The following is a 25539-nucleotide window of genomic DNA, read 5'->3' on the forward strand; positions in this document are numbered from 1 at the left end:
CCTCAATACGGTTGCAATCGGAGCCTACCAGGGTCGCCTGCGTGCAGTGACCGTCGGGGATTGACGGCCGCCGCCAGATGCGAGCGTCCGGACAGCCCCCTTGAGCGCAACCGACTATCGTCCCGACATCGACTGCCTGCGCGGCTTCGCAGTGATCTCTGTGATCGCGTTCCACTACGACATCTCGCCGTTTCGCAGCGGCTATGTCGGCGTCGACATGTTCTTCGTCATCTCGGGCTTCCTGATCACGCGGATCATTCATGCGGAGGTGCGGAGCGGAACATTCTCGTTCGCCGCATTCTACCGGCGCCGTGCCCGGCGCATCCTGCCCGCCGCCTTCGCGATGCTGTGCGTCACCCTGCTCGGCGCCAGCGTGATCCTGTTGCCGCGGGATGCGGTCTCCGTGGCGCAACAGGCGCTGGCCGTCCTCGTCTTCTGCTCCAATATCCTGCTGTGGTCGCAGCAGGGCTATTTCGACGCCGCCGCCATCACCAAGCCGCTGCTGCACACCTGGTCGCTCGGAGTAGAGGAGCAGTATTATCTGCTGTTTCCCACACTGGCGCTCGCCGCCTTCACGCTGCGGCGGTCGCTGATGCTTGCGAGCTTCGCCACGGTCTGCGCGACCTCGTTCCTGCTCTGCGTGATCCAGACCCGGCTGCAGCCCGCCGCCGCGTTCTTTCTGTTGCCGGCCCGGGTCTGGGAGCTCGCGCTCGGCGCGCTGCTGGCCGTGGAAGCCCTGCCGGCGCCGCAAAGCCAATGGCTCAGGATCACGGTGGCCGCGCTGGGCTGGATCGCGCTCGGCGCCGCCGTCAACCTGTTCTCGCCGCACACGCCCTATCCCGGCACGGCCGCGCTGCTGCCGTGCCTCGGCGCCGCCGCCGTGATCTGGGCCAATCCGCCCCCGAGCAAGGCCGTGCTGACCGCGGTCAAACCGATGATCACAATCGGGCTGTGGTCCTACTCGCTCTATCTCTGGCACTGGCCCGTCGTCTCGCTGGCGACGGCGGTCTGGGGTCCGCCGAGCTCGATCGCGGACAAGCTGGCGCTGCTCGGAGCCTGCACCGTGCTGGCGCTGACGAGCTTCCATCTGATCGAGCAGCCGGCGAGGCGTGCGCAGTCGCCGATCGCGGCGCGCGCGCTGGTCGCGAGCGCATCGGTCGTGCTGCTGGCCTCGCTCTCGATCATCGGACTTGCCGGCTTTCCCGCCCGCTTCTCGCCGCAGGAGCGGGCGCTGGCGGAATTCATCAGCTACGATCATAAGTCCGCCTACGAGAGCGGCACCTGCTTCCTCGATCCGGGCCAGACGTTCGCGGCGTTGCAGCCGTCATGCCTTGCCAAAGGGCAGCGCCCGCGCATCCTGGTGTGGGGCGACAGCCACGCCGCTCACCTCATCCATGGCCTGACGCGAGCCATGCCCCAGGCCTCGCTGCTGCGCGCCAGCCTTGCGCAATGCATCCCTCACGCCGAAGCGGGCCAGTCCGCCGCCTGCATGGATTTCAACCGCCGGCTGCCTCGGCTGGTGCGCGAGCTCACGCCCGACATCGTCGTGCTGTCGGGCAATTGGACACGCACCGCGATGACGCCGGCCGCACAGGCCAGCCTGCTCGCCACGATCAACGCGATTGCGGACACCGGCAGCAGGGTGGTGGTGGTCGGGCCGAGCCCGCAATTCGATCGTCCGCTGCCGCATTTGCTCATCGCGGCGAAGCGCTTTGGCGTCGGGACCGACGGGCACATGCTGGATCTGCTCGGCGAGGTCGACGACTTCATGCGCACGCTGCTGGCGAACGTGGCGCAGACCGAATACGTGTCGCCGCTCGCGCTGCTGTGTCCGGCGGGAGATTGCGTGCTCCAGACCTCCGACGGCGCGCCGCTCGCCTGGGACGATGGTCACCTCACGGCGCAGGGCTCGGAGCTCGCAGGCGCACGGATCGTCGCGGCGTCGCCGGCATTGGCCGCAGCCGCAAGCGCCGCAGCCGACAGCGAATAGCGCCACCTAATCATCCGACAGGAAACTCGCGAACACCGGCGCAGCGCGCTCGCCCATCCGCTGGGCCCCTGCCACGGTGAAGTGACCGGCATCCTGGAACAACCACACGCCTCCCTCCACGACCGGGCAATCCCGGTCGCAATAGACCTCCGAGGGCCTGAGCAGCGTCACCTTGGCGAGCGGCCTGATCGCCTCCGACAGGACGGCGTCGATGACGCGGTTGGTCGCGATCGCCTCGCTCTTCGGCACGGCATCGCACGGCTTGGCGGGCGCGTGCCAGCGCGGCCCCGGCAGCATGCGCAACTGATCGAAGGCGCAATTCACCGGACGGACCTGGCCGCCGACGACGAGGAAATGCCGGCCGGGCCGGTCGAGCAGACGGATGGTCTCGGCGAGATGACCGGCGACCGCGGCGTTGCGGCCCCGCGCTGCCGGCCCTTCGCCGAGGTCGAGATAATGCTGCCACGCCTGCCCGATCACGACGAAATCGGCCTGCGACTGCCGGATCCGCGGCAGCTCGCTGTCGCGCAGCTCGGCGCAGACCTGGGCGCGAGGTCCCTCGGCGGTGAGCCCCGCGAGGGTGGGACATCCGCTCATGGTGGACACGTGCCCGATCATGCCGCGCGCCTTCAGCGTCGCATCGAGCGCGGCGACATATTGCTGGACATAGGAATCGCCGAGCAGCTCGACGCCGCGCGTGCCCTCGAGATCGCCGAACGCGCACAGACGGCCGACGGTGCGACCGCATTTGTTGAGGCCGAAGCCCTGCAGCTGGAACAGCGCGAGCTGATCGTCGGGCAGCCGCGACACGACGCCATTGGCGCGGAACGTCACATGGGTGAGCGCCGCACCGACGATGAGCACGGTCGCAAAGCTCGCCACCTGCGCGCCCCTCGGCCACGGCAGCCGCCGCAGCGGCCGCTCGACGATGACGAACATCAGCGTGGTCAGCACCGCCATCAGCGCGAGCTGCGCCGCCAGTCCCGCCGCGGTCTGCGCCGCATCGCCGAAGATGAAGCGGACGAAGAAGATCACGGGCCAGTGCACGAGATAGAGCGAATAGGACGCAGCGCCGACGGCGCGAACCGGGCGAGCCATCACCAGCGACGTCGGGGCATTGGCCGCGATGATGACGGCTGTGGCGATGCAGGGCAGCAGCGCGGCGACGCCTGCCTGGAATTGATAGCAGCCGATGAGGAGAAGGCTGCCGAACAACAGAACGTCGCCGCAGGCGGCGGCGAGAGAGCGTGCGCGCGGCGACGCTGCCAGCCGGGCCTCGAGCGGAATGGCGAGCGCGCCGAGGGCGAATTCGAACACCCGGAACGGCGTCAGGAAGAACACGGCGTCCGGATCGCGCGATGACCAGAGTGTGGCCGCGGCAAGGGACAACAACCCGATCGCGGCAATGGCACCGAACACATGCCGGCGCGTGCCGAGCCACATCAGCAGCAGCGGCGCCAGCGCGTAGAATTGAACCTCCGCCGACAGCGACCACAGGTGCAGCAGCGGCAACTGATCCGCGCTCGGCGCGAAATAGGCGCTGGCCTCGCGCCAATACTGGATGTTGGCGATCGAGAGCAGGCCGTGTGTCGCCTCCTTCGCGAGCTGGCGCAGGGCTTCCGGCGACAGGAACAGCCAGCCGACCGCGAACGTGGCCGCAATGGTCACAACCAGCGCCGGCAGGATGCGCCGTGCCCGTCGCAGATAGAAGTCCGACAGCGAGAAACGCCGCGCGGCGACATCGCGCAGGATCTGCCCAGTGATGAGATAGCCGGAGATGACGAAGAAGATGTCGACGCCGGCATAGCCGGCCTCGAAGCCGGTGATCCTCAGATGGAAGAGAATGACGATGACGACAGCGATCGCCCGAAGGGCATCGATGTCAGCCCGATGACTGCGTTCCAATGTCGTCCACTCCGCGCATTCCTCGAGGCGGACGAGTTGCGCAGACACGGATGGCAACAGCGGGAAACAGTCATGACGTCATCGGACCCATCCGATGACACCGCGCGGGCGATGCTATGGCGGACGTGAAGGAAGTTTGCTGAAGTCGGCCGCAAGTTCGGCAATCCGTTGAACGATCAGCTCGAATACGGCAATCTGGCGGCGCTGAGGGACAATGCGGGGCTGAGGACGGTGATGAACCTGTTGCGAGGAGAATGGCGGGCAGCGTTCGCGGGAATGGCCGTCGCGGCGCTGCTGGCGGCGGCCACCGCAGCCTCGGCGCAAGCCCAGACACCTGCTCCCGCGTCCGGTCCCGCTCAGACCACGGTCGAGCGCAACGCCAAGGGCGTCGCCGGCAAGCCGATCCAGGTCGGCATCTATCTCAACGTCCAGCCCGACTGCTCATCCGGGCCCCTTCCCGCCATCCGCCTTGTGTCGCCGCCCGGCAACGGCACCGTCACGATCAAGCGCGGCAAGGTCAGCGCCACCAACTACAAGCAGTGCCTCGCCCTGGAAGTGCCGGGCTTCATCGCCTTCTATCAGTCGAAGGCCGACTTCGCCGGCACCGACACGGTGACGCTCGAGGTCAAGTTCCCGCAGGGCCGCACCGAAGTGCAGCGGATCATGATCAACGTCGGCGTCGGGCCGGCAGGGCAGAAGATCTGAGCCGCAGCGTATCGGCGCGCCGCCGCCTCCAGCCATGAAAAAGGGCCGCCTCATGGGCGGCCCTTTGCTTTCGTGTCCCGTGCCGGCCGGGATCAGACGTGGACCTGCGTCTGGGCGTGGCTGTTGTCGAGGATCATCTTGATGACGTCGTCGCCACCCGTAAGGTTGGTGCCGGTGTCCTTGATGGTCGCCACATTGCTCCAGCCGGAGCCGGTATTGACCTGCAGCGTCAGGTCGCCGTTGTTCAGCACGCCGCTGCCATTGGCCGAGGCCAGGCTGGTGTGCCCGCCGCTGTCGACGAAGCGCACCGCGTCGGCATGGTTGCCGGACACGCTGGACAAGAGGCCCGAGAGGTCGATGACGTCGCCGGAGGTGCCGGTCTGGAAGTCCAGGATGGTGTCGAGCCCGCCACCGGCGAGATCACCGGCGTTCCACTTGAACGTGTCGGAGCCGCCGTTGCCCGTGAGCTGGTCGGAGCCGGCGCCGCCGATGAGAACGTCAGCGCTGCCCGATCCATTGATCGTATCATTGTAGTTCGAACCGATCACGCCTTCCATATTCTTGTAGCTGTCCGTGCCGAGACCAGGAATGGACACATTCGTGGCGGTCGAGCTTTGAGTCAGCGTCAACGTAAAACCGGCCGTCGCATCCGAGAAGTCGAGCAGGTCGATCCCTGCCCCGCCATCGATGGTGTCGTTGCCGCCACCGCCGCGGATGATATCGTCGCCGTCGCCGCCATTGATCGCGTTGGCAGCACTGCTGCCGATCAGGATGTCGTCGCCCGAGCCGCCGGTCACGCGCTCGATATTGGCGATCGAGCTGAAGCCGGTGGCCGTGCCGGCACCGAGATTGACCGTCACGTCCTCGCTGGTGATGTAGGTCAGCGTATCGCTGCTGCTGCCGCCGAGATCGGCGGTCACGGCCTCGATATTGCTGAGCTTGGTTCCGTTGACGTCGGTGATCACGCCGCCGGCAACCGTGACATAGATCAGATCCTGCGACGACGTCCCCTCGATGACGAACGTGTCGGTGCCGATGCCGCCGTCGACGGTGTCGACGCCGTCGTTGACGCCCCAATAGAAGGTGTCGTTGCCGGAGCCGCCGATGGTGACGTCGTTGCCGCTGCCGCCCCGGATGGAGTCGTTGCCGGCGCCGCCGTTGATGTAGTCGTTGCCGGCGCCGCCGAGCAGCGTGTCGTTGCCGCCGAGGCCGTAGATGCCGTCGTCGTCGGCGCCGCCGTTGAAGTTGTTGCCGCCGCCCGACCCGATCATCACGTCGTAGCCGTTGTTGGCATTGGCCTCGAGCGGGTTGTCGACCGTGGCGGTGATCGCGTCGCCGTCGTTGGCGCTGTAGCCGGACAGCCACGGGGCCGAGCCGACCACCCACGACTTGTCCGACAGCGAGTTGATGGTGAGGTTGAGCGCACCATTGTCGAGCGCGTTGAAGGCCAGATAGGTCGATACGGACGATACCGAATCGGTGGCCGTGACCTTGTAGACATACAGGCCCGCGTCGTTGTTGCTCGGATCTCCGGTGAACTGATTGCCGGTCCGGTGGATCCAGCTGTCGTCGCCGGTCGAGCTGTAGACGAGGCTGTAGGTGTAGGTGACCGTCCCCGTTCCGCCTGAGAACAGCGTCGCCGCATCCAGGCTGATCACGTTCGGCGAGTCGCTGTTTTTCGACAGCGCATAGCGTCCGTCGGCGCTCGTGGTGTCCACCACGGCCAACGGCGCGGGCTCATTCGTGCCGCTGATGGTCACGTCGATGACCTGGCTGGCCGTGCCGTCGACCGACTTCACCGTCAGCGTGTCATGCTTGACGTCGCCATTGTTGAGCGCCTGCACGTTGGCAGCCGAATTGTTCAGCGTATAGCCCCAGTCGCCCGTCACCGCATTGAAGGTGAAGGTGCCATACGTCCCCGCCAGCGAAGTCGGCGTCTGGAACTGGGCTTCTCCGCTATCGACGTCGGTGACCGTCAGGGTCCCGCCTGCCGTCAGCGTGGCGTCCTCCTTGACCGCACCGCTTGCCATGCCCGCGATCGACGCCGCATCGTTGACGCCGTTCACCGTAACGGTGACGGTCTGCATCGTCGTCCCGCCGTGACCGTCATCGATCTTCACCGTATAGGTCTGATCGATATGGTCGCTGGCGCGCAGCGACTGGATGTCGGCGTCATTGACGGCGAACGTCCAGTTCACCTTGTGGCCGGTATTGTCGACCGTGGCGCTGAACGAGCCGTAGTAGTTGCTGCCGGCCGGTGTCGTGTAGGTCACGGTCTGGGCATCGCCGTCCACGTCGGTGAAGGCGATCGCGCCGGACGCCTGCTCCACTCCCGGTGTCACGACCGTGCTGGGCTGCACCGAGATGTCGTCGATGACGGCGCCGCCGCCGCTCGCGAACTTGATGGTGGTCGACGTCGAGGTCGCGGTGAACTGGTAGGTCTGCTCCGTCCAGCCAAAGTTCCAGGCGCTCGTCGTCAGAAGGGTTGTTCCATCAACGGCTGATGTCACGGCCGTGCCGTAGGTCATCACGTAGAAGTCGACGGTATAGGTCACGCCGACGACGGTGCTGATGGTCTGGCTCATCGAGCTCGATGCGCCGTAGAAATCGGCCGAGCCGCCGTCCGTGCGGCCGCCCACGACGGTGACGGCATGGGCGCCCCCGACCGTCCACGCATCCAGCGTGTAGAAGTTGCCGTTGTAGTAGCCGAACGAGCCGTTCTGGATCAGGTTGCCGCTCGGCGCCGCATAGGAGGCGTCCTCCGTGACGCTTGCCGTGGTCGTTCCCGCCCCGAAGGTCGGCGCGTGGTTCGGCGCCGTGACCGAGCCGGTCTGGCCGCTGGTCACGTTCTCGGCAAAGCCCTGGCCGTCGGTGTAGGTGACGTTGGCCGAGATCTTGTGGCCGACGTCGTTGGAGCCCAGCGTGTAGGTCGAGCCCGTCGCGCCGTTGATGACGGCGCCGTCGCGCAGCCAGTGATAGACGACGTTCGACGCGGCACCATCCGGATCGCTGCCGAGATTGGCGGTCAGCGTCTGACCTTGCGTCGCCGTGCCCGACACCGTCACGCTCGCAGCGCCGTCATTGACCGGCGTGATGGTCAGCGTGAAGGCGTCCGAGACGGCATATTCGCCGTCGCTGGCGTAGACCGTGACGTTGACCGTGCCTGCGAAATTGGCCGGCGGGGTGCCGCTGAAGGTGCCGGTCGTGGCGTCGAAGTGCAACCACGCCGGCAGGTTGCTGCCGTCGCTGAGGTTCGCCGACAGCGTCAGCGGGTTCGCGGTGCCATCGAAGCGGCCATCGACATCGGCAAACGTGTTCGACGGGATGGTGAAGCTGAACGGCTGATCTTCGGCCGAGCTGCGGTCCGCCAGCGCGTTCTGCAGGGTCGGCGCGTCATTGTTGCCGATGATCTGGATCGTCACCGTCTTGGCGGTGCCGTCCTCGGTGTAGACGGTGAAGCTGTCGGTCAGCGTGGTCTCGCCTTCCTTCAGCGCCTGGATTCTCGGGTCGTTGTTATAGATGCCGTAGGTCCACCTGCCATCGCTGCCGATGTCGTACCAGCCGTAGCCGTTGGCCGTGTTCGAGGACGTCGCCTGCCACACATCGTTGTGCCCGTCGACGTCGGTCGCATTGAGGTCGCCGCGGGCGATGCCGTAGAGCGGGCTGCTCTGGCTGTTGGCGATGCCGCCCTCCTCGGCGACGGTGCCGGTGGCGTCACCGCTGATCACGGCCGCGTCGTTGACGCCGGTGACCGTGATCTTGAGCGTCGCGGTGTTCGACACCGCGCCCGACGGATCCTTGTCGGTATAGGTGAAGGTGTCCACCGCGGGCACGCCCGCCGCCAGCGCATCGGCCTTGTCGGCGACATAGGTGTAGGAGCCGTCCGAATTCAGCGTCAGATGGCCGTAGGCGCCCTCGATCGAGGTGCCGACGCCCGCCCCCTGCGTCACGCTGCCGGTGCCAGCCACGACGCCGGACACGACGAGCGAGCTGACGGGGTTGTCGACGTCGCTGTCGGCCACCGAGCCGCCGGTCGAGCCGCGGATGACGCCATTCGCAACTGAGATGTTGAGCGTGTCATCCTCGAGCACCGCATGGGTGTCGGAGTTCGCCACCGGCGGGTGGTTGGCGGGGATGACCTCGACGCTGACGGTCTGGGTGGCACTCAGATTGCCGCCGCCGACATTGCCGTTGTCGTTGATGGTGATCGTGACCGACCCCGGATGGTCGCTGTTCGGGGTGAAGATGGCAGAGGCCAGATAGGTGTTCAAATCGCTGATCTTGAACCCGCTCATCGAGAGCGTCTGTTCAGCGTTGAAGACGCCGAGCGACGGAATGGACAACGTGCCGCCGGAGATGTCGAACCTCACGGACTCGACGACATCGCCGTCCGCGTCGGAGAAGGTGATCGCGTTCGCTCCGGTGAAGGCGAACGAGGCGCCTTCATTGGCCGTCACATGCGTCGGGGCATGGATCTCCGGCGCATCGTTCACCGGCGCCACGTTGATCGTCAGCGTGCCGGTGTCCGTCTGTCCGGCCGCATCACGCACCGTGTAATCCACGGTATCCGCGCCATAGAAGTCGGCCTTGGGCTTGTAGACATAGGTGCCGTCGGCATTGAAATGGATCGTGCCGCCCTTGGCCGTCGTGAAGTCACCCGCCACCACGCTCAGCGTGTCGCCCGTATCCGGGTCGCGGTCGTTGTGCAGAACGCCCTGCAGCGGATTGGACACGGTCAGCGTCGTGTCCTCGTTCACGCTGGCCGTGTCATCCACGGCCGTGGGAGCATCCTCGATCGGGTTGATGTTGATCGTGATCGTCTGCGTCGCGCTCAGATTGCCGCCGCCGACATTGCCGTTGTCGTTGATGGTGATCGTGACCGATCCCGTCGCGTCGTTGTCGGCTGATGGCGTGAACACCGCCGACGCCAGATAGGTGTTCAGGTCGCTGATCTTGAACCCGCTCATCGAGAGCGTCTGGCTGGCGTTGTAGACGCCGAGAGACGGTATCGCGAACGTGCCGCCGGAGATGTCGAACCTCACGGACTCGACGACATCGCCGTCCGCATCGGAGAAGGAGAACGCGTTCGCGCCGGTGAAGGCAAATGGCGTATCCTCGTTCGTCGTCACCTGCGTCGGCGCATGGATCTGCGGCGCGTCGTTGACCGGGGTCACCGTGACATCGATCGTCTGCAGTGCGGTGTTGACGACGTCGGTGTGGACGTTGCCGTCCGACAACGTAGCCTGGTCGGTAACCTCCGCGACCACCGACAGCGAGAACGTGCCGTTGTAATTCGCGGGCGGCGTGATCTGCAGCGGATGGCTGTCGAACGCGGCGATCGCGGCGGCGCTATCGATCACCCACTTGCCGGCGTCAGCGCCGGTTCCGGCATGGCCGACCGAGAAGGTCGCGCCGGCCGGATAACCTGTAATAAGCAGCCGCAGGCTTTCGGAGCCGTCGGTGTCGGTGACGGCGGCACTGATGAGCTTCAGGTTGATCGTGGTGTCCTCGGCACCCGAGGCCGGGCCGAGATCCATGAAGCCCAGCGTCAGCGCGTCCGCCTTCGGTGCGACGTCGACCGTGACATGCGCGGTCGCGGTCCCGCCATCGCCGTCGCTGACCGTGTAATCGAAGCCGGCAACGCCGGAGAAGTTCTTGTCCGGCGTGAACACCGGATTGCCGTTGGAGAGCGAAACGGTGCCGTGCGTCGCGTTCGACACGCCGCTGACGGTCAAGGTGTTGTTGTCGACGTCGGTGTCGTTGTTGAGCAGGCTGAGCAGCGCGTTGACCGTGAGCGGGCTGTCCTCGCTCGCTTGCACCGCGTCGTCATGAGCCACCGGCGGCGTGTTGAAGACGCCGGTCAGCGTGCGCGTGCCGTCGGTGAAGGCAAAGCTCTCATAGTTCGTGAACGTATCGGTCAGGCCGTTGTGGGTGACCTGCACGCCGATCAGCGTCACGCCGTCGGTGGCGAACACTTTGGTGTAGGTCGCCTCGGCGAACTTGAAGCCGAACTTCACGGTGTCGGTGTCAGATCCGCCGTCGGACACAACGCTGGTGTTGCCGGCAAACCGGAAGAGATCCAGCGTGTCGTTACCGGAGCCACCGTTGAACACGATGGTCGACGGCGCGATCGCGGTGCCGCTGATATCGGTGATCGTCACCGTGTCGCTGGCAGTGCCGCCGGTGATCGTGATGCGCTCGATCTCGTCGGCGCGGATGGTCGCTCCGTTCGGACCGTCATAGCGCACCAGAATGTCGGTGGCGTTGCTGGCGGAGGGATCATTCAGCGTCGGATTGATCTCGGTGCCGGTCGAGGTCTTGCCGATGGTGAAATTGCGCGCATTTCCATCGCCCGTGATCGCGAGCACGTCGTAGTTCGGAAAGGTCGTGCCAGACTCCGAGCCGCCGTCGATGACGTCGCTGCCGTCGCCCACCGTGTAGAGGAAGGTGTCGTTGCCGGCGCCGCCGAACAGCCGGTCGCCACCTCCTCCGCCGATGATGATGTCGTTGCCGGCGCCGCCATACAGGACATCGCCGCCCACGCCGTTGCCGCCGACCAGAATGTCGTCGCCATTTGAGCCGTGGGCCTCGGTCACGCCGCCGAGCTTGTCGGTGCCGACCACCTTGTCGGTCACCGCGGCGCGGTCGGTCACGCTGTGAGCCCCGACCGTCTCGCCGAGGACCGTCGCCGAGGTATCGCCGAGATTGACGAACACCGGCGAGTTCGGCGCGTCATAGCGAGTCGTCGTCACCGTGCCGGCAGCATCGACCCGGACGGTGAAATTGTTGGTGAAGACGTCATGGTCGCGATCCTCGACCGCGAAGGCGAAATTGATGTCGAGATACTGGTCGGCCGCGCTCGAGGTCCCGATCGGCGCGGGGTGATCGAGCGGCTGCAGCAAGGTGAAGTTGTAGGAGCCGGTGCCGGTCTCCGACAGCGTCACCGTGAACACGGCCGCATCAGCCGCGTTGCCCGTCACCAGACCATTCTGCCCGATATAGCTGCCACCGCTCATGCGATAGGCGGTCAGCGTCGTGTGATCCGCCGACATCACATAGGTCAGGCCGAAGCCGAGCGAGGTCAGCCCGGAGAGCTGGTGGTCGGCCGCATCGTAGACGCGCACCGGCGACGCGCCGAGGAAGGTCACCGACGGACCGGAGCTGTCGCCATCGGCCCCATAGGTGATGCGCAGATCGACCGCGCCGGTCGAGACGCTGCCGGCTGCCTCCGAGATCGCGACGGTGTCGACGTCCTGCGACTGCGGGCTGTCATCGTTGACGGTGATGATGATCTGATCGTGCAGCGCAACGGAATCGCCGTCGGAATCGGTGGCGGTCACCGCCGTCGACAGGTCGAGCGTCAGCGTGTTGTCATGGCCGGTGCCGACATGGTCCAGCGCGCCCTTCAGACGGAACGAATACTGGCCGGTGTTGGCATCGACCTGGAACTCGAAGATCGTGACGCTGCCAGCCTTGGCGATCAGCGTGTTGTCGACTCCGATGCTGTAGGTCAGCGCCACGCCGCCCGACGTCAGCGACAGCAGCTCGGGCGCGAGGTTGGTCTTCTCGACCGTGTAGGTGCCGGGCCTGTCGGCGCCGAACGACACCAGCGAGCTCAGATTGCCGGTGAAGTAGGAATCGTTGCCGTTGCCGTCGCCGTTGAGGTCGCCGCCATGGTTGCCGGTCGCGGTCACTACCGTTCCGTTCGGCAGCTCGCTCTCGTAGACCGCCGCTCTCAACACCGTCGCGGTCGCGACGGGGGTGTCGTCGTCGATCGTCACGGCGAATGACGAGCTGGCGCTGTCGCCATCCGCATCGGTGGCGGTGAAGCCGAAGGTCAGCTTGACGTCGTTCTCGTTCTGGCCGGCCGGATGATCGACGTGCTTCAGCAGCGTGAAGCTGTAGCTGCCTGCACCGGAATCATCGAGCGAGACCTTGAACACCTGGCTGGCCACCGACGGCGGGTTGCCGTTGGTCGGATTGCTGCCGGTGTAGCCATAGACCGTATTACCGACGACCCAGAGCTTGACCTGGACGCCCTCGACCGTCAGCGAGCCCGCGTCCGAAGTGGCGTTCTGGCCGTTGGTGATGCCGCTGAACGCGACCGCGCGGTTCACGCTGCCGCTGTTGTTGTCGTCGGCGCCCCAGGAGATCGCCAACGAGCCGTTGGCCGTGACATTGGCACCGGCGACGTCGCCGGTGGCCGCTCCGGTGTTGCCGCCGGAAAGCCCATCCTCGTCGACGGTCCCGGCATCAGCCGTGCCGATCGCGGGCCGGCCGTTGTCGTCATTGATGGTGACGGTGAAGTTGCCGCCGGAGGCGGTATCGCCATCGGCATCGGTCGCGGTGAAGCCGAGCTTCAGCGACAGTGCATTGGTCTGGCCCGAGCCGACGTGATCGACATTGTCCAGGAGCTCGAAGGTGTAGCTGCCGGAGCCGTCGTCGGACAGCGTGATGTGGAACACCTTGCGGTCGTTCGTCGTGAGCTGGCCGCCATTGTCGTTGGCGACGCCCCAGATCTCGGTGTCCGACACGCGGATGAACTGCACCGCCGTGCCGTTCGACGTCAGCGTCGGGCTGCCTGCGCCGGTGGTCTTGACCACGTCGCCGGTATGGATCGCGCTATCGAACGCGACGCTGCGATTGGCCGCGCCCGAATTGTTGTCGTCCGCGCCCCAATTGATGTTGAGCGCGACATTGGACGCGGTCTGGGTCTGGAACACCTCCGCCCCGGCGGATCCGGTGGTGTTCTCGGTCACCGTCGCTGCGGTCGGCGAACCGAGCACCGGCACGTCGTCCTTGACCGAGACGGTGAAGCTGTTGCTGGACGTGTCGCCGTCGCCATCGGTCGCCGTGAAGCTGAAGGACAGCTTGACGATGTTCTCGCCGCTGCCGGCGGGATGATCGAGGGTGCCGAGCAGCTTGAAGCTGTAGGAGCCGTCGTTCTGGTCGCTCAGCGACACTTCGAACACGCGGGTGCCGTGGGCGAGATCGCTGCCGGCGTAGCCGACCAGCACGCCATTCTCGAAGCTGTACTTCACCGTCTGGCCGTCCGACGTCAGCGCCAGGTTGCGGCCTGCGCTGTCCTCGGCGTCGACATTCGCGCCTGCGCTCGTGTAGCGGAAGCTGACCGAGCGGTCGCCGAGCCCGCCGCCCGAGGTCTTGTTGCTGTCGTCGGAGCCCCAGCTGATGTTGAGGTCGCCGCTGACCGCGGTCGGCTCCTTGGAGACATCGGTGCCGCCCGGCAGATCGTCCTCGTCAACGGTCCTGGCATCGCCGGCCGCCGCCACCGGCGCGGTGTCGAGCACCGTGACCTTGAAGCTGCTGGTGACGCTGTCGCCGTCGGAATCGGTGGCCTTGAAGCCGAACGTCAGCGGCAGGCTGTCATCGTTCTGGCCGGACGCCGGGTGGTCGATGTTGTCGTACAGCGTGAACTTGTAGCTTCCATCGCCGCTGTCGGACAACTGGATCGTGAAGACGGTGCGGTGATCCGCGGTGACCGCCGTCAGCAAGGTGCCGTCGCCGGAGATCGTGTAGCTGATCGCCGAGCCGTCGGAGGTCAGGCCCGCGGCGCCGGCGGCGGTCGTGAAGGCCACCGCGCGGTTGTGCCCGACACCCGTATTGTTGTCGTCGGCGCCCCAGGAGATGTCGAGGCTGCCGGTCTGGACCGTCGAGTTCGATGCATCCGGATGGCTGGTGTCGTAGCCGTCGGTCGGCAGGCTGGCCTCGCTGACGGTCTCGTCCTCGGGGCAGCCGACGGTCGGGACGTCGTCCGTCACCGCCACCGTGAAGCTGCTCGCGGCGCTGTCGCCGTCGGAATCGGTGGCCTTGAAGCCGAAGCTCAGCGCCAGGCTGTCGGTGCCCGACTTGCCATGATCGAGGTTGTCGAGCAGCGTGAACTTGTAGCTGCCGTCGCCGTCATCGCTCAGCGTGACGGTGAAAACGGTGCGGTGATCGGTGGTGACCGCGCTCAGCGTGGTGCCGTCGGACGAGACCACATAGCTGACCGCATAGCCGTTCGACGTGAGCCCGTCCGGTGCGGTCGTGTTGAAGAACGCCACCGAGCGGTTGTTGGTCGCGCCGGAATCATTGTCGTCGGCGCCCCAGGAAATCGCGAGACGGCCGGTCTGCACCGTCGAGTACGGCGAATCCGGGAACAGGACGTCATAGAGATCGGTCGGCAGGTTGGCTTCGCTGACGGTCTCGCTCTCGGCGTGTCCGATCGTCGGGACGTCGTCGACCACGGTGACGGTGAACGTGCTGCTGCTCGAATCGCCGTCGGAATCGGTCGCGGTGTAATCGAAGGTCAGCTTGACGACGTTGCTCTCCTGCCCGGCCGGATGATCGAGATTGCCGAGCAGCTTGAAGGTGTAGGTGCCGGTGCCGTCGTCATCGAGCGAGACCTCGAACACGCGCTGACCGGAATTGAGGCTGTTGCCGGTGTAGCCGACCAGCGCGCCATGATCGAAGGCGTATTTCACCTGCTGACCGTCCGACGTCAGGCCACTGAGGCCGACGTCGCTGCCGTTGGTCACATGGACGTCGTCGGCGGCGTTGGACGTATTGGCGAAGCGAACCGAGCGATCGGCGGCGCCGCTGTCGTTGTTGTCGGCACCCCATTTGATGTTGAGCGCGCCGGTCACCTGGGGATCGCGGCTGCCGCCATCGTGACCGCCGAAATCGTGACCGCCGAAATCGGGGCCGCAATCGCCACCGCCAGCGTTGAGATCAGCTTCGCTGATGCTCTTGGCCGTCCCGGTATGCGCCTCCGGGCTGTCGTCGTTGACGCTGACCTTGAACGTGCCGCTGACCTGGTCGCCGTCGGAATCCGTGGCGACGTATTTCAATGTCAGCGCGATGCTGTCCTCGGTGTTGGGCACCGGGTGGTCGAGATTGTCGAGCAGCGTGAAGCTGTAGGATCCGGAATCGAGGTCGGACAGCTTCACCGTGAACACGGCGGCATTGGCCTTGTTGCCGGTCCAGTTGCCGTTGCCGTCGATGTAATGCTGTCCATCGAAGCGGTAGGCCGTGATCAACGTGCCGCCTTCGCTGACGTCGTAGGTCAACGCGACGCCGTTCGAGGTCAGGTGCTGCGCGGCGAGCGTGGTGGTGGCGTCGGACGCGAAGGTGACGGCGCGGTCGCCGTTCACCGGGGACGCACCGGTGATCCCGACATTGCCGAGATTGTTGGCGCTGTCGCTGCCCCAGGAGATGCCGAGATCGCCCGTTGCGACGGTGTTCTGGCCGGGGACGTCGCCAGACCCGCCCGCGAGCCCGGTCGGGAGCCCGTCCTCATCGACCACGCCGGTCGCAATCTCCCGGTTCAGCACCGGCGCGTCGTCGTTGATCTTGACCGTGAAGGTGTCGGAGACCGCATCGCCATCCGAATCCGTGGCGACGAAGCCGAGGGTGAGCGTGACGTCGTCCTCGGTGTTGTGGGCCGGATGATCGATATTGTCGATCAGCGTGAAGCTGTAGGACCCCTGCCCCTGGTCGGACAGCGACACCGTGAACACCGCAGCCTTGGCCGGATCACCGGTGGCATGGCCCTCGCCGTCGACGTAGGTGTGATGCGCTTCATCGTAGCGGTAAGCGGTCAGCAGCGTGCCGTCGGGGGACACGGTGTAGGTCAGCGCGACGCCGTTCGACGTCAGATGCTGGCCGGTGAGCGTCGAGATCACGTCGGAGGCAAAGGTGACGGCGCGGTCGCCATTGACCGGCGTACCGTTGATGCCGCCGTCGACATGGCTGTTGGCACTGTCGGCGCCCCAACGGATGCCGAGGAAATCGGTCACCGTCAGATTGGCGCCGGCTGCGTCCTTGCCGTCCGAATAGGAGTTGCCGGGATTGCCGAGACCATCCTCGTCGACCACGGAGTAGCTGACGCGCTCTCCAAACACCGGAGCGTCGTCGTTGACCTCGACATTGAAGCTGCCGTGGATTGCGTCGCCGTCGGAATCGGTGGCGACGAAGCCGAAATACAGCCCTTGATTATCCTCGCTGCCGTGGACCGAATGATCGAGATTGCCGGTGAGATTGAACGTGTAGGAGCCCTGGTCCTGATCCGACAGCGAGACGGTGAACACCGTGGCGCTGGCGAGGTCCTCCGTCGGCTTGCCGTTCGCGTCGACATAGGTCTCGTGGGCGGCGTCGTAGCGATAGGCGGTCAGCAGCGTGCCGTTCTCGGAGACCTGATAGCTCAGCGCAATCCCGTTCGACGTCAGCCCCAGTTCCTCGAGCGAGGGAACGGTGTCGGCGGCGAAAGTGACGGCGCGATCACCCTTGACCGGGGCGCCATCGATGCCGCCGTCGACATGGCTGTTGGCGCTATCGGCACCCCACAGGATCGCGAGCGTCTTGGTTACCGTGAGATCGGCGCCGGCGACGTCGCTGCCTTGCGCATAGCTGTCGCCGGCATTGCCGAGTCCGTCCTCGTCGACCACGCCAGCGCTCGGCGCATCGCCGAACACCGGCGCGTCGTCGTTGACTTTCAGGGTGAAGCTGTCGGTGACTGCGTCGCCGTCGGAATCGGTGGCGACGAAGCCGATGTTGAGCGTGATGTCGTCCTCGGTGCCGTACACCGGGTGATCGAGATTGCCCTTCAGCTCGAACGTGTAGGAGCCGTGATCCTGATCGGACAGCGCCACGGTGAACACCGTCGCGTGGGCCGAATCCGTCGGCTTGCCGTCTGCGCCGACATAGGTCTCGTGCTCGGCGTCATAGCGATAGGCGGTCAGCAGCGTGCCGTTCTCGGACACGACGTAGGTGAGACCGAAGCCGTTCGAGGTGAGATTCTGGGCGTCGAGCGTCGCGACCACGTCGGCCGCGAAGGTCACGGCGCGGTCGCCGTTGACCGGCGTGCCATCGATGCCGCCATCGACATGGCTGTTGGCGCTGTCGGCGCCCCAGCGGATGCCGAGCGTATCGGTGACCTTCAGGTCTTCGCCATAGGCGTCGCCGTCGTCCTTGTAGCTGTTGCCGGCGTTGCCGAGGCCGTCCTCGTCGACCACCGAATAGCTCGGCTTCTCGCCGAAGCTCGGTGCGTCGTCATTGACCTTCACCGTGAAGGTATCAGTGATGGCATCGCCATCGGAATCGGTCGCGACGAAGCCGATGTTGAGGGTGATGTCGTCCTCGGTGCCGTGCACCGGGTGATCCAGGTTGCCCGACAGCGCGAAGGTATAGGAGCCATGGCCCTGGTCTGACAGCGACACCGTGAACACCACGGCGCCCGACAGGCCCTCGCCTTCCAGCGGCTTGCCGTTGGCGTCGACATAGGTCTCGTGCGCGGCATCATAGCGATAGGCGGTCAGCACGGTGCCGTTCCCCGACACCTCGTAGCGCAGGGCAAAGCCGTCTGAGGTCAGATCCTTTGCCTCGAGCGAGGCCGCCACGTTCGCGGCGAAGGTGACGGCGCGGTCGCCATTGACCGGCGTTCCGTTGATGCCGCCGTCGACATTGTTGTTGGCGTCGTCGGAGCCCCAGCGGATTCCGAGCGTATCCGTGACCGTCAGGTCTTCGCCATAGGCATCATGGCCGTCGGCGTAGCTGTTGCCGGCATTGCCGAGCCCGTCTTCGTCGACCACCGAATAGCTCGGCTTCTCGCCGAAGCTCGGGCCGTCATCCGCGACGTTGACGGTGAAGGCGCTGTTGACGGGGTCGCCGTCGGCGTCGGTCGCAACCACCTTGAAGGTCAGCGGCAGCGAGGCGTCGTTGGCGCCGTTGTGGTCGATATTGTCGGACAGCGTGAAGGTGGCGCTGCCGGAGCCGGTGTCGGACAGCGACACGGTGAAGATGGTGCGTGCGCCCTCACCCTCGCCCGCGGTCGCGATGATCTCGGTGCCGTTGGCCGACAGCGTGTAGGAGATGGCCTCGCCGTTCGAGGTCAGGCCCAGCGCCTGCAAGGTCGCGATCTCGGACGCATCGAACACCAGCGAGCGGTCGCCGTCGACCACGGTGCCGTTGGAGCCGCCATCGACCTTGCTGTTGCCGTTGTCGGCGCCCCAGCCGATGTTGAGGTCCACGCTCGCGGTGGACGGCTCGAAGCCGTCGCCGCCCACGACCTTGGCGACGAGCTCGCTCTCGCCGCCGCCTTCGCTTCCGCCGCCGGTGTGCTCGGCGACATTGATCGCCTCGACGGTGCCGGCGACCGGCGAATCGTCGTTGACGCCGATCACGATCGTCACCGGCGCGGTGTCGCCGCTGCCGTCGATGGCGATGACGTTGATGGTGAGGTTCAGCGTGTCTTCGGTGCCGAAGACCGGATGATCGAGCGGCTGCAGCAGCGTAACCGTGTAGGTCCCCGCGATCGTCGAGTTGGCGTCGAGCGTGACGGTGAAGACCTGGTTGGCGACGATCGAAGGATCACTGCCGATATAGCCGATCAGTTCCGGCTGGCCGTTGACCGTGGTGATCGCAAAATGCACCTCCTGGCCGCCGGACGTCAGCCCGGCAAGACCAGGCTGTGACGCCGCGAACGCAAAGGCGCGGCCGATCACGTCGGTGCCGAAGTCGACGTTCAGCGAACCGGTGAAGCTCGTCACCACGCCGCCGATGTCGCCGCTGCCGCCGGGCCGGCCTTCGGACAGGCCGTCCTCGTTGAGCACCACGCTGTCGGCAACGCCGGCGATTGGCGTCGGATTCGGCGTGACCGGGTTGTCGCCGAATTTGGTGGTGGAGTCCTCGGGTCCCAGCAGCCCGAGCGGCGTGCCGACGGTCAGCGGGTCGACCTTGAACGTCCCGAAGTTCGCGCCGGCAGGCACGCCGGGCGCACCGGGCGTACCCGCGGCGGGCAGCACCGACTGGTCGGTGGTGATCGGAAACAACTCGGCGAACTGATCGCCATTGATGATTCGGTCGGGGCCGACTTCGAAGCTGACGTCCTTCAGCGGGGCGCCGTTGGCGTCGAAAACCGGGTCGATCGAGACCGTCGACTGATTGTCGAACAGGATGATCAGGCGGTCGCCGATCTTGACGAAGGTCAGCCGCTCGCTGGCGATATCGCTGAAATCGATCTGGCTCTGGCCGTCGAGATGAATCGTAACGGCTTGATTGCCCGGCGGTTTCCCGATCTTGAGGTGCTTGGCCGAGGCGCTGGATGGCTGCGTGGACGTGCCGGTCAACTGGGCCAGCAGGACAGGAGCATTCATGCGCCAAAACCTCCAAATATGGGGCGTTTTGGTGGCGCCCCATTTCTAATCGTTAAACTATTATTAAACGAGAATACGGGTCAATATTACCGGTTCTTGTTAATCGGACTTTAGGGACTTTGGGTAAATGCAGTCAAGTGCAGCGGCATTTATGAAGGGAAACAAGGCTGTGCCTATGCTTCCGTCCCCCGCGCGGCAGGGGCGGAACGACAAGAATAAATGGAGGCAGGGCCGGGAGAATTACTGCTAATTGGCAGTTATTCGATCACACAATACTTGGGGAACAACACGCACGCTGTTGGGAATAAAAGCTTGCCGCCATGAAACGGCCGAAATGGAACCGGCCTCTCGCGAATTATTTGCGAAAGGCAGGAACTATTCTTGAGGAGCGTCGAAGTCGCGGCAGATTGCCTCAGATGCGACTGACCACGCAGGCCACCGGTTCGTATTTGCGGAAATACAACAATGCCTGGTCACCGATGCCATCGAGCCACACGCCGCGGCCCGCATAGCGATAGCCGTCGCCCATCGGGACGAGACGGACCGGAATCGCACGGTGAGGATGGAGGTAGAGTTGCGCGGTAACGATCTCGCCCGGCGCGAGCACGGGACGAGAGCGCAGCACGTAGCTGCCGCCATTCTCGCAGGCGATCGAAAACGCAGCGCCCGGCAGCATCACCGCGTGAGCCTGTGCACCGCCGATGAATCCACCGATCGCCGACAGGGCCAATGCCCCGCAAACCATGACTTGCTTGATATTCACCGCGGCCCCCTGCTCGCCAGCTTCCCTGCGCGCATTAAGACCGCAAATGACCTCGGCTACAAGCCGTCCACCTGCGACATTCAGAGCAGCAGCGGCCGCCCCGGATTCCCGCCACCGCCGATGTCGGCCTCCGCCGCCGGCGTGACGTCGCTCTCGCTTTCGTGGTGCGGCCGCTCGGCATAGGGCGCAGCGAACAGGCTGACGCCGCGGTGATCGATGGCAAACAACGGCATGAAGGACTGCAGATCGCGGCCTTCCATCAGAGCGGCCCGCCGGTTGTCGAGCACGGACCATTTGCCGTCGAGCCGCACGGCGACGACGGCGTGATCCTGCCGCACGGCGAGGTCTCGGACCAGCAGCAGCTTGAGATCCGATTCGGGCGTCCCCGCCGCCAGCAGCAGCGCGTATTTGGCAATCGCGTAGTCTTCGCAGTCACCGAGTCCACTGCGCAAGGTCTGCAGTGGCGAACTCCAGACGTCCGGCAGGCCGTGTTGCTGATCGTCGCTGACGTAGCGCACCGCCTGGTTGACGCCACGATTGATCATTTCCGCGCGCGTGCGGCCGTCGCTCGCCGCAGACGCCGACCGGGTCAGCGCGACGAAAAGGCGCTCCGAGGCCGAGCAGCGCGCGTCATCGCGGTTGCAACGTTCGACCGAGATCCGCTCGCTCGCCATCGCGCCCTGAATGCCACGCCACTTCACCCACAGCACACCCTCGGGTGCGCGGAACGTCATCAGGCCGAACGGCTCGTCGCTGGGAGTCGCGACCGCGGGTCCCTGCGGAGCGTCGCTGACTGATCCCGCAGGCCCGGCCGGGTCGGTCGATGCGACTTCCACAGCAGCGGAGGCGGCGCGACGCAGGCCGTCATGCTTGGCAAGCACGGCATTGATGGTGAAGAAACGGACGGGCGGCGGTACCGGCAGCGCGCCATGCGCGGTGTCCTGCGGAGATCTACGATTCGAAGTCTCGGCAAACGCAGCGCCGGCCCAACCGGCCACGACCGACAACACAAGCGCAAGCCCCAGCGCGCGCGGGAGAACCCGCGGCCGATCGATCCGCAACATCAGTGACGCCCCGTATGCTCCGGGGCATCGGCCGACGTCATCGCGTCGATCCCTGTCCCGGTTGTTATCGGATCAGGGATAGGGCCGGCGCTGCTGCGGGCCGGTTAAACCGCGGTGATGTTCGCCGCCAAGCTGCGAACGCGACTAATCACGGCCGACCAAATCGCGTCGCATTTGAACGATTCAGATTTTGGCAACGCTGTCCGCCGCACGGGGCGCCCCGGATGAGCGCAGCGGCATTCTGGGTCACACGCGCTTTCGTGGAGAACCCGGGTTTCGGTGCGCTCGCGCGGACGCCTGCTCAGCGCTCGCGCAGCGCCTCGTCACGCAGCATGCGGGCGGGCTTGACCAGATAGTCCAGCACCGATTTCTTGCCCGTCAGGATCTCCACGGTCGCGACCATGCCGGGGAGGATCGGAAGCGGCTGCTGGGCGGTGCCGAGATGGTTCTTCTCGGTGCGCACCATCACGCGATAGAAGGTCTCGCCGCGCTCGTTCTTGTCGCCCTTCTCATCGGTGATCGTGTCGGCACTGATGCGCTCGACGCGCCCGTGCAACGAGCCGTACACAGATGAATCATAGGCGCTGAGCTTGACCACCGCCTCGTGGTTGGGACGGATGAAGGCGATGTCCTGCGGACGGATGCGGCCCTCGACCAGCAGCGTGTCGTCGAGCGGCGTGATCTCCATCAGGCTGGCGCCCGGCGCGACCACCGCGCCGATGGTGGTGACGTTGAGCTTGTTGACGATGCCGCGCACCGGCGAGCGCAGCTCGGTGCGTCGCACCCGGTCCTGGGCCGACTTGATGTTCTCGTCGAGCACGGCGAGATCACCGCGGGATTTCGCGAGATCGTCTTCGGCCTGCGCGCGGAAGGCGGTGACGATGTTGAGCCGGCGCGAGCGCGCCTCCTGCACCGCCGCCTCGGTCTTCACGATGCTCGCCTGCACCACCGCGAGCTGGCCGCGCATGTCGGTCGCCTGGCGGTCGGCGCGCAGCATCTCGATCTCCGGCACCACCTTCTGGTCGAACAGCTTGCGGGTCAGTCCCAGCTCGCGATTGAGCAGCGCCAGCGTCTCCGAGAAGCGCTTCTCGGTGGCCCTGAGCTCGTCGATCTCCTTGCTCTTCTGCTGTTCCTGCTGCTGCACCACGTCGATGTCCTGCGCGAGCTTGCGTGCATGGGCGTCGAACACCGCGCGCTCGGTCTGCACCGCGCGCGGGGCGTCGGCGACGAGGTCGTCGGGAAACTCGACCGGGCTGCGGCCCTCGGTCTCCGCCGCGAGCCGGATCACCCGGGCCGCCATCGCGCCGCGGCGCTCGCGGATCTCGCCGAACTGCGAGGCGAAATTGGTGTCCTCGATGCGCGCCAGCGGCTGATCCTTCTCGACGATCGCGCCTTCCTGCACCAGGAGGTCGGCGATGATGCCGCCTTCCAGCGACTGCACCACCTGGGTCTGGCGCGACGGCACGACCTTGCCGTTGCCGCGCTTGACCTCGTCGAGCACGGCGAAATGCGCCCAGATCAGGAAGGTGAAGAACAGGCCGAGCGAGGCGAGCAGCAGCATCCGCGCCGTCTTCGGCGTGCGCAGCTCGACGGCAGCCCTGATGTCGTTGGAGAACGCGAAATCGCTGTGCGCCATGTCACCTCGTCCCCTGGACCGGCTTCACCGCGTGGCTCGCGGCCGGCGCCGCCGCGGGCTGCTGCGGACGCAGCATGGTGAGGATCTGCGCGGTCGGCCCGTCGGCGACGATCTTGCCGGAGTCGAATACCAGGATGCGGTCGACCAGCGACAACAACGACGGTCGGTGGGTCGAGACGATGATGGACATCTCGCCTTTGGCCAGCGACTTCAGGCGCTCGAGGAATTCGCCCTCGCTGCGGACGTCGAAATGTGCGGTCGGCTCGTCGAGGAACAGCACGCGCGGCTTGCGGATCAGGACGCGCGCGAGCCCGATCGCCTGCTTCTGCCCGCCCGACAGGCTGCGGCCGCCTTCGGCGATCATCATCTCGTAGCCCTGCGGATGACCGGCGATGAAGGTCTCGACGCCGGCGAGCCGCGCGGCCTCCAGCACCTCCTCATCGGTCGCCGCCGGACGGCCGAGCGTGATGTTGTCGCGCAGCTTGCCGTAGAACAGGTCGGTATCCTGCAGCACGAAGCCGATGCCGGCGCGCAGATCGGCCGGGTCGTATTGCTGGATGTCGATCCCATCGATCAGGATGCTGCCTTCGGTCGGCGGATAGAACGCGGTGGCGAGGCGACCGACCGTGGTCTTGCCCGAGCCGACGCGACCGATGATGCCGATCTTCTCGCCGGGCTTGATGTCGAAGGAGACGTTGTCGAGCGCCTTGGTCTGGCTTCCCGGATAGGAGAAGCTGACGTTCTTGAACTGGATGCGGCCCTGGTTGATCTCGCGCGCGACGTAGATCTTCTCCGGCGGACGCTCACGGTCCAGCGACATCAGCCGGTCGATCGAGCGCAACGCCGACGTCGTCTGGGTGAAGCGCGTCATCAGGCCGGCGATGCCTGCGATCGGACCGAGCACGCGACCCGACAGCATGTTGGCCGCCACCAGCGCGCCGACCGAGAGCTTGCCGTCGAGGATCAGGAACACGCCGACGACGACCAGCAGCAGGCTGCAGAACTGGCTCGCGACGCTCGCCGCTGTCATCGCCATCGAGGCCCAGAACTGGACGTCCTCGCTGGAGCGCGCCTGCGCCGCCACCGAACGCTCCCACACCGTCTGCACCCGGCTCTCGCCGGCCACCGCGCGGACCGTCTCCATCCCGTTGAGCGATTCCACGAGAATGCCGTGACGCGCGGCGGATTGCGCCTGCATCTGCCGCATCGCGCGTTCGAGCGGCCGCTGGATCAGCAGCCCGACGGCGATCATCACCGGCAGCATCAGCAGCGGAATCCAGGCGATGGGACCGGCGATGATGAACAGCACGATGATGAACACGACCGCGAACAGCATGTCCGTCGCCGACACCACGGTGCCGGAGGTGAAGAACTCGCGCACCGAATCGAAGTCGCGGAGCTGATTGGCGAGGATGCCGACCGATGGCGGCCGCTTGTCCATCTTCAGCGACATCACGTGCTCGAAGATGTTCGCGGCGAGCACCACGTCGATCTTCTTTCCGGTCATGTCGATGATGCGGCTGCGCACCACCTTGAGCAGGAAGTCGAATCCGATGGCCAGCATGAGGCCAACGCCGAGTGCGACCAGCGAGGGGATCGCGCCGTTCGGGATCACGCGGTCGTAGACGCTCATCGTGAACAGGGGCGCGGCCAGCGCCAGGATGTTGACGATGAACGCGGCGATCGCGACATGGCCGTAATTGGCGCCGAAGCGGCTGACCACCGACCAGAACCAGTGCGTCTTCGGCACTTCACCGGCTGCCGCCACGCGCGGATCGGCAATTGTGGCGGGCCGCACCAGATAGGCGAAGCCGACATACCGCGCCGCGACCGCCTCGAAGCGCTCGATCGCCGGCTGTTCGCGGCGCGAAGGATCGACGATGGTGAGACGGCCGGCGGCCTCGTCGATCGTCAGCAGGATGCGCGTGGTGCCGTCGTGAAACATCAGCACGCAGGGCAGCACCAGCGCGGGAATATCGCTCAGCGGCCGTTCGACCAGTTGCGCCTCGAGCCCGGCCCGCTGCGCGGCGCGCTCGTAGAGCGCGATGCTGAGCACGCCGCTGTCGAGCGGCAATCCGGACAGCAGCGCGCTGCGGCTCAGGGCGCGGCCGTGATGAGCAGCGAGGTAAAGCAGACTGTCACTGAGAGGATCAGCTGCTGGTGCGGCTGCGCTCATCTGGGGCATCACGTGCGCCGTCTCTTCGAGCTCGAACCTTGTCGGACGAATGTTCAACGACGCCTCGGAAATCCATCTGGCCCACCGAGCAACGCGGACCGGCACCCATTGCTTCTTGCTAATAATTTGCCTTAGCCTAATTCTTTGGCCC

At 65.8% G+C, this 25539-nt stretch carries 8 protein-coding genes; 2 read left to right on the forward strand and 6 right to left on the reverse strand.

Annotation, left to right across the window (positions count from 1 at the left end):
- Nucleotides 1-100: 100 nt before the first annotated feature.
- The gene (locus ACQR0U_RS15495; protein WP_315828404.1) at nt 101-1990 is read left to right on the forward strand and encodes an acyltransferase family protein; all 1890 of its coding nucleotides are present in this window, start codon (nt 101-103) and stop codon (nt 1988-1990) included.
- Nucleotides 1991-1996: 6 nt separating this feature from the next.
- Here the strand turns inward: ACQR0U_RS15495 and ACQR0U_RS15500 are convergent, their stop codons facing one another.
- Complete coding sequence (locus ACQR0U_RS15500) at nt 1997-3895, reverse strand: acyltransferase family protein (RefSeq protein ID WP_316202811.1); 1899 nt, start codon at nt 3893-3895, stop codon at nt 1997-1999.
- A 276-nt stretch (nt 3896-4171) separates the two neighbouring features.
- Between ACQR0U_RS15500 and ACQR0U_RS15505 the strand changes: the two genes are divergently transcribed.
- Nucleotides 4172-4600, forward strand: coding sequence for a hypothetical protein (locus tag ACQR0U_RS15505; protein WP_434843488.1), 429 nt, complete (start codon nt 4172-4174; stop codon nt 4598-4600).
- A gap of 92 nt (nt 4601-4692) precedes the next feature.
- Here the strand turns inward: ACQR0U_RS15505 and ACQR0U_RS15510 are convergent, their stop codons facing one another.
- From ACQR0U_RS15510 to ACQR0U_RS15530, 5 genes are all read right to left on the reverse strand, one after another.
- Nucleotides 4693-19749 carry a VCBS domain-containing protein gene (locus tag ACQR0U_RS15510; RefSeq protein WP_434872183.1) on the reverse strand — a complete coding sequence of 5019 codons (15057 nt, stop codon included), beginning with the start codon at nt 19747-19749 and terminating at the stop codon, nt 4693-4695.
- Nucleotides 19750-20161: 412 nt separating this feature from the next.
- Complete coding sequence (locus ACQR0U_RS15515; protein WP_315714632.1) at nt 20162-20479, reverse strand: hypothetical protein; 318 nt, start codon at nt 20477-20479, stop codon at nt 20162-20164.
- Between the two features lie 113 nt (nt 20480-20592).
- Nucleotides 20593-21576: a transglutaminase-like cysteine peptidase gene (locus ACQR0U_RS15520; RefSeq protein WP_316164502.1), complete on the reverse strand. Its 984-nt coding sequence runs from the start codon at nt 21574-21576 to the stop codon at nt 20593-20595.
- Nucleotides 21577-21877: 301 nt separating this feature from the next.
- On the reverse strand, nt 21878-23212 hold the full coding sequence (locus ACQR0U_RS15525) for an HlyD family type I secretion periplasmic adaptor subunit (RefSeq protein WP_315749499.1): 1335 nt from the start codon (nt 23210-23212) through the stop codon (nt 21878-21880).
- A 1-nt stretch (nt 23213) separates the two neighbouring features.
- Nucleotides 23214-25397: a type I secretion system permease/ATPase gene (locus ACQR0U_RS15530; protein WP_315714635.1), complete on the reverse strand. Its 2184-nt coding sequence runs from the start codon at nt 25395-25397 to the stop codon at nt 23214-23216.
- Nucleotides 25398-25539: the final 142 nt, after the last annotated feature.

The organism is Bradyrhizobium sp. HKCCYLRH3097 (genome assembly GCF_051167875.1).
Lineage (GTDB): Bacteria > Pseudomonadota > Alphaproteobacteria > Rhizobiales > Xanthobacteraceae > Bradyrhizobium.

Coding starts and splice junctions, on each gene's coding strand:
- ACQR0U_RS15505 (WP_434843488.1), top strand. CDS start 4,172: ATGGCCGTCGCGGCGCTGCTGGCGGCGGCCACCGCAGCCTCGGCGCAA.
- ACQR0U_RS15510 (WP_434872183.1), bottom strand. CDS start 19,749: ATGAATGCTCCTGTCCTGCTGGCCCAGTTGACCGGCACGTCCACGCAG.
- ACQR0U_RS15520 (WP_316164502.1), bottom strand. CDS start 21,576: ATGTTGCGGATCGATCGGCCGCGGGTTCTCCCGCGCGCGCTGGGGCTT.
- ACQR0U_RS15525 (WP_315749499.1), bottom strand. CDS start 23,212: ATGGCGCACAGCGATTTCGCGTTCTCCAACGACATCAGGGCTGCCGTC.
- ACQR0U_RS15530 (WP_315714635.1), bottom strand. CDS start 25,397: ATGCCCCAGATGAGCGCAGCCGCACCAGCAGCTGATCCTCTCAGTGAC.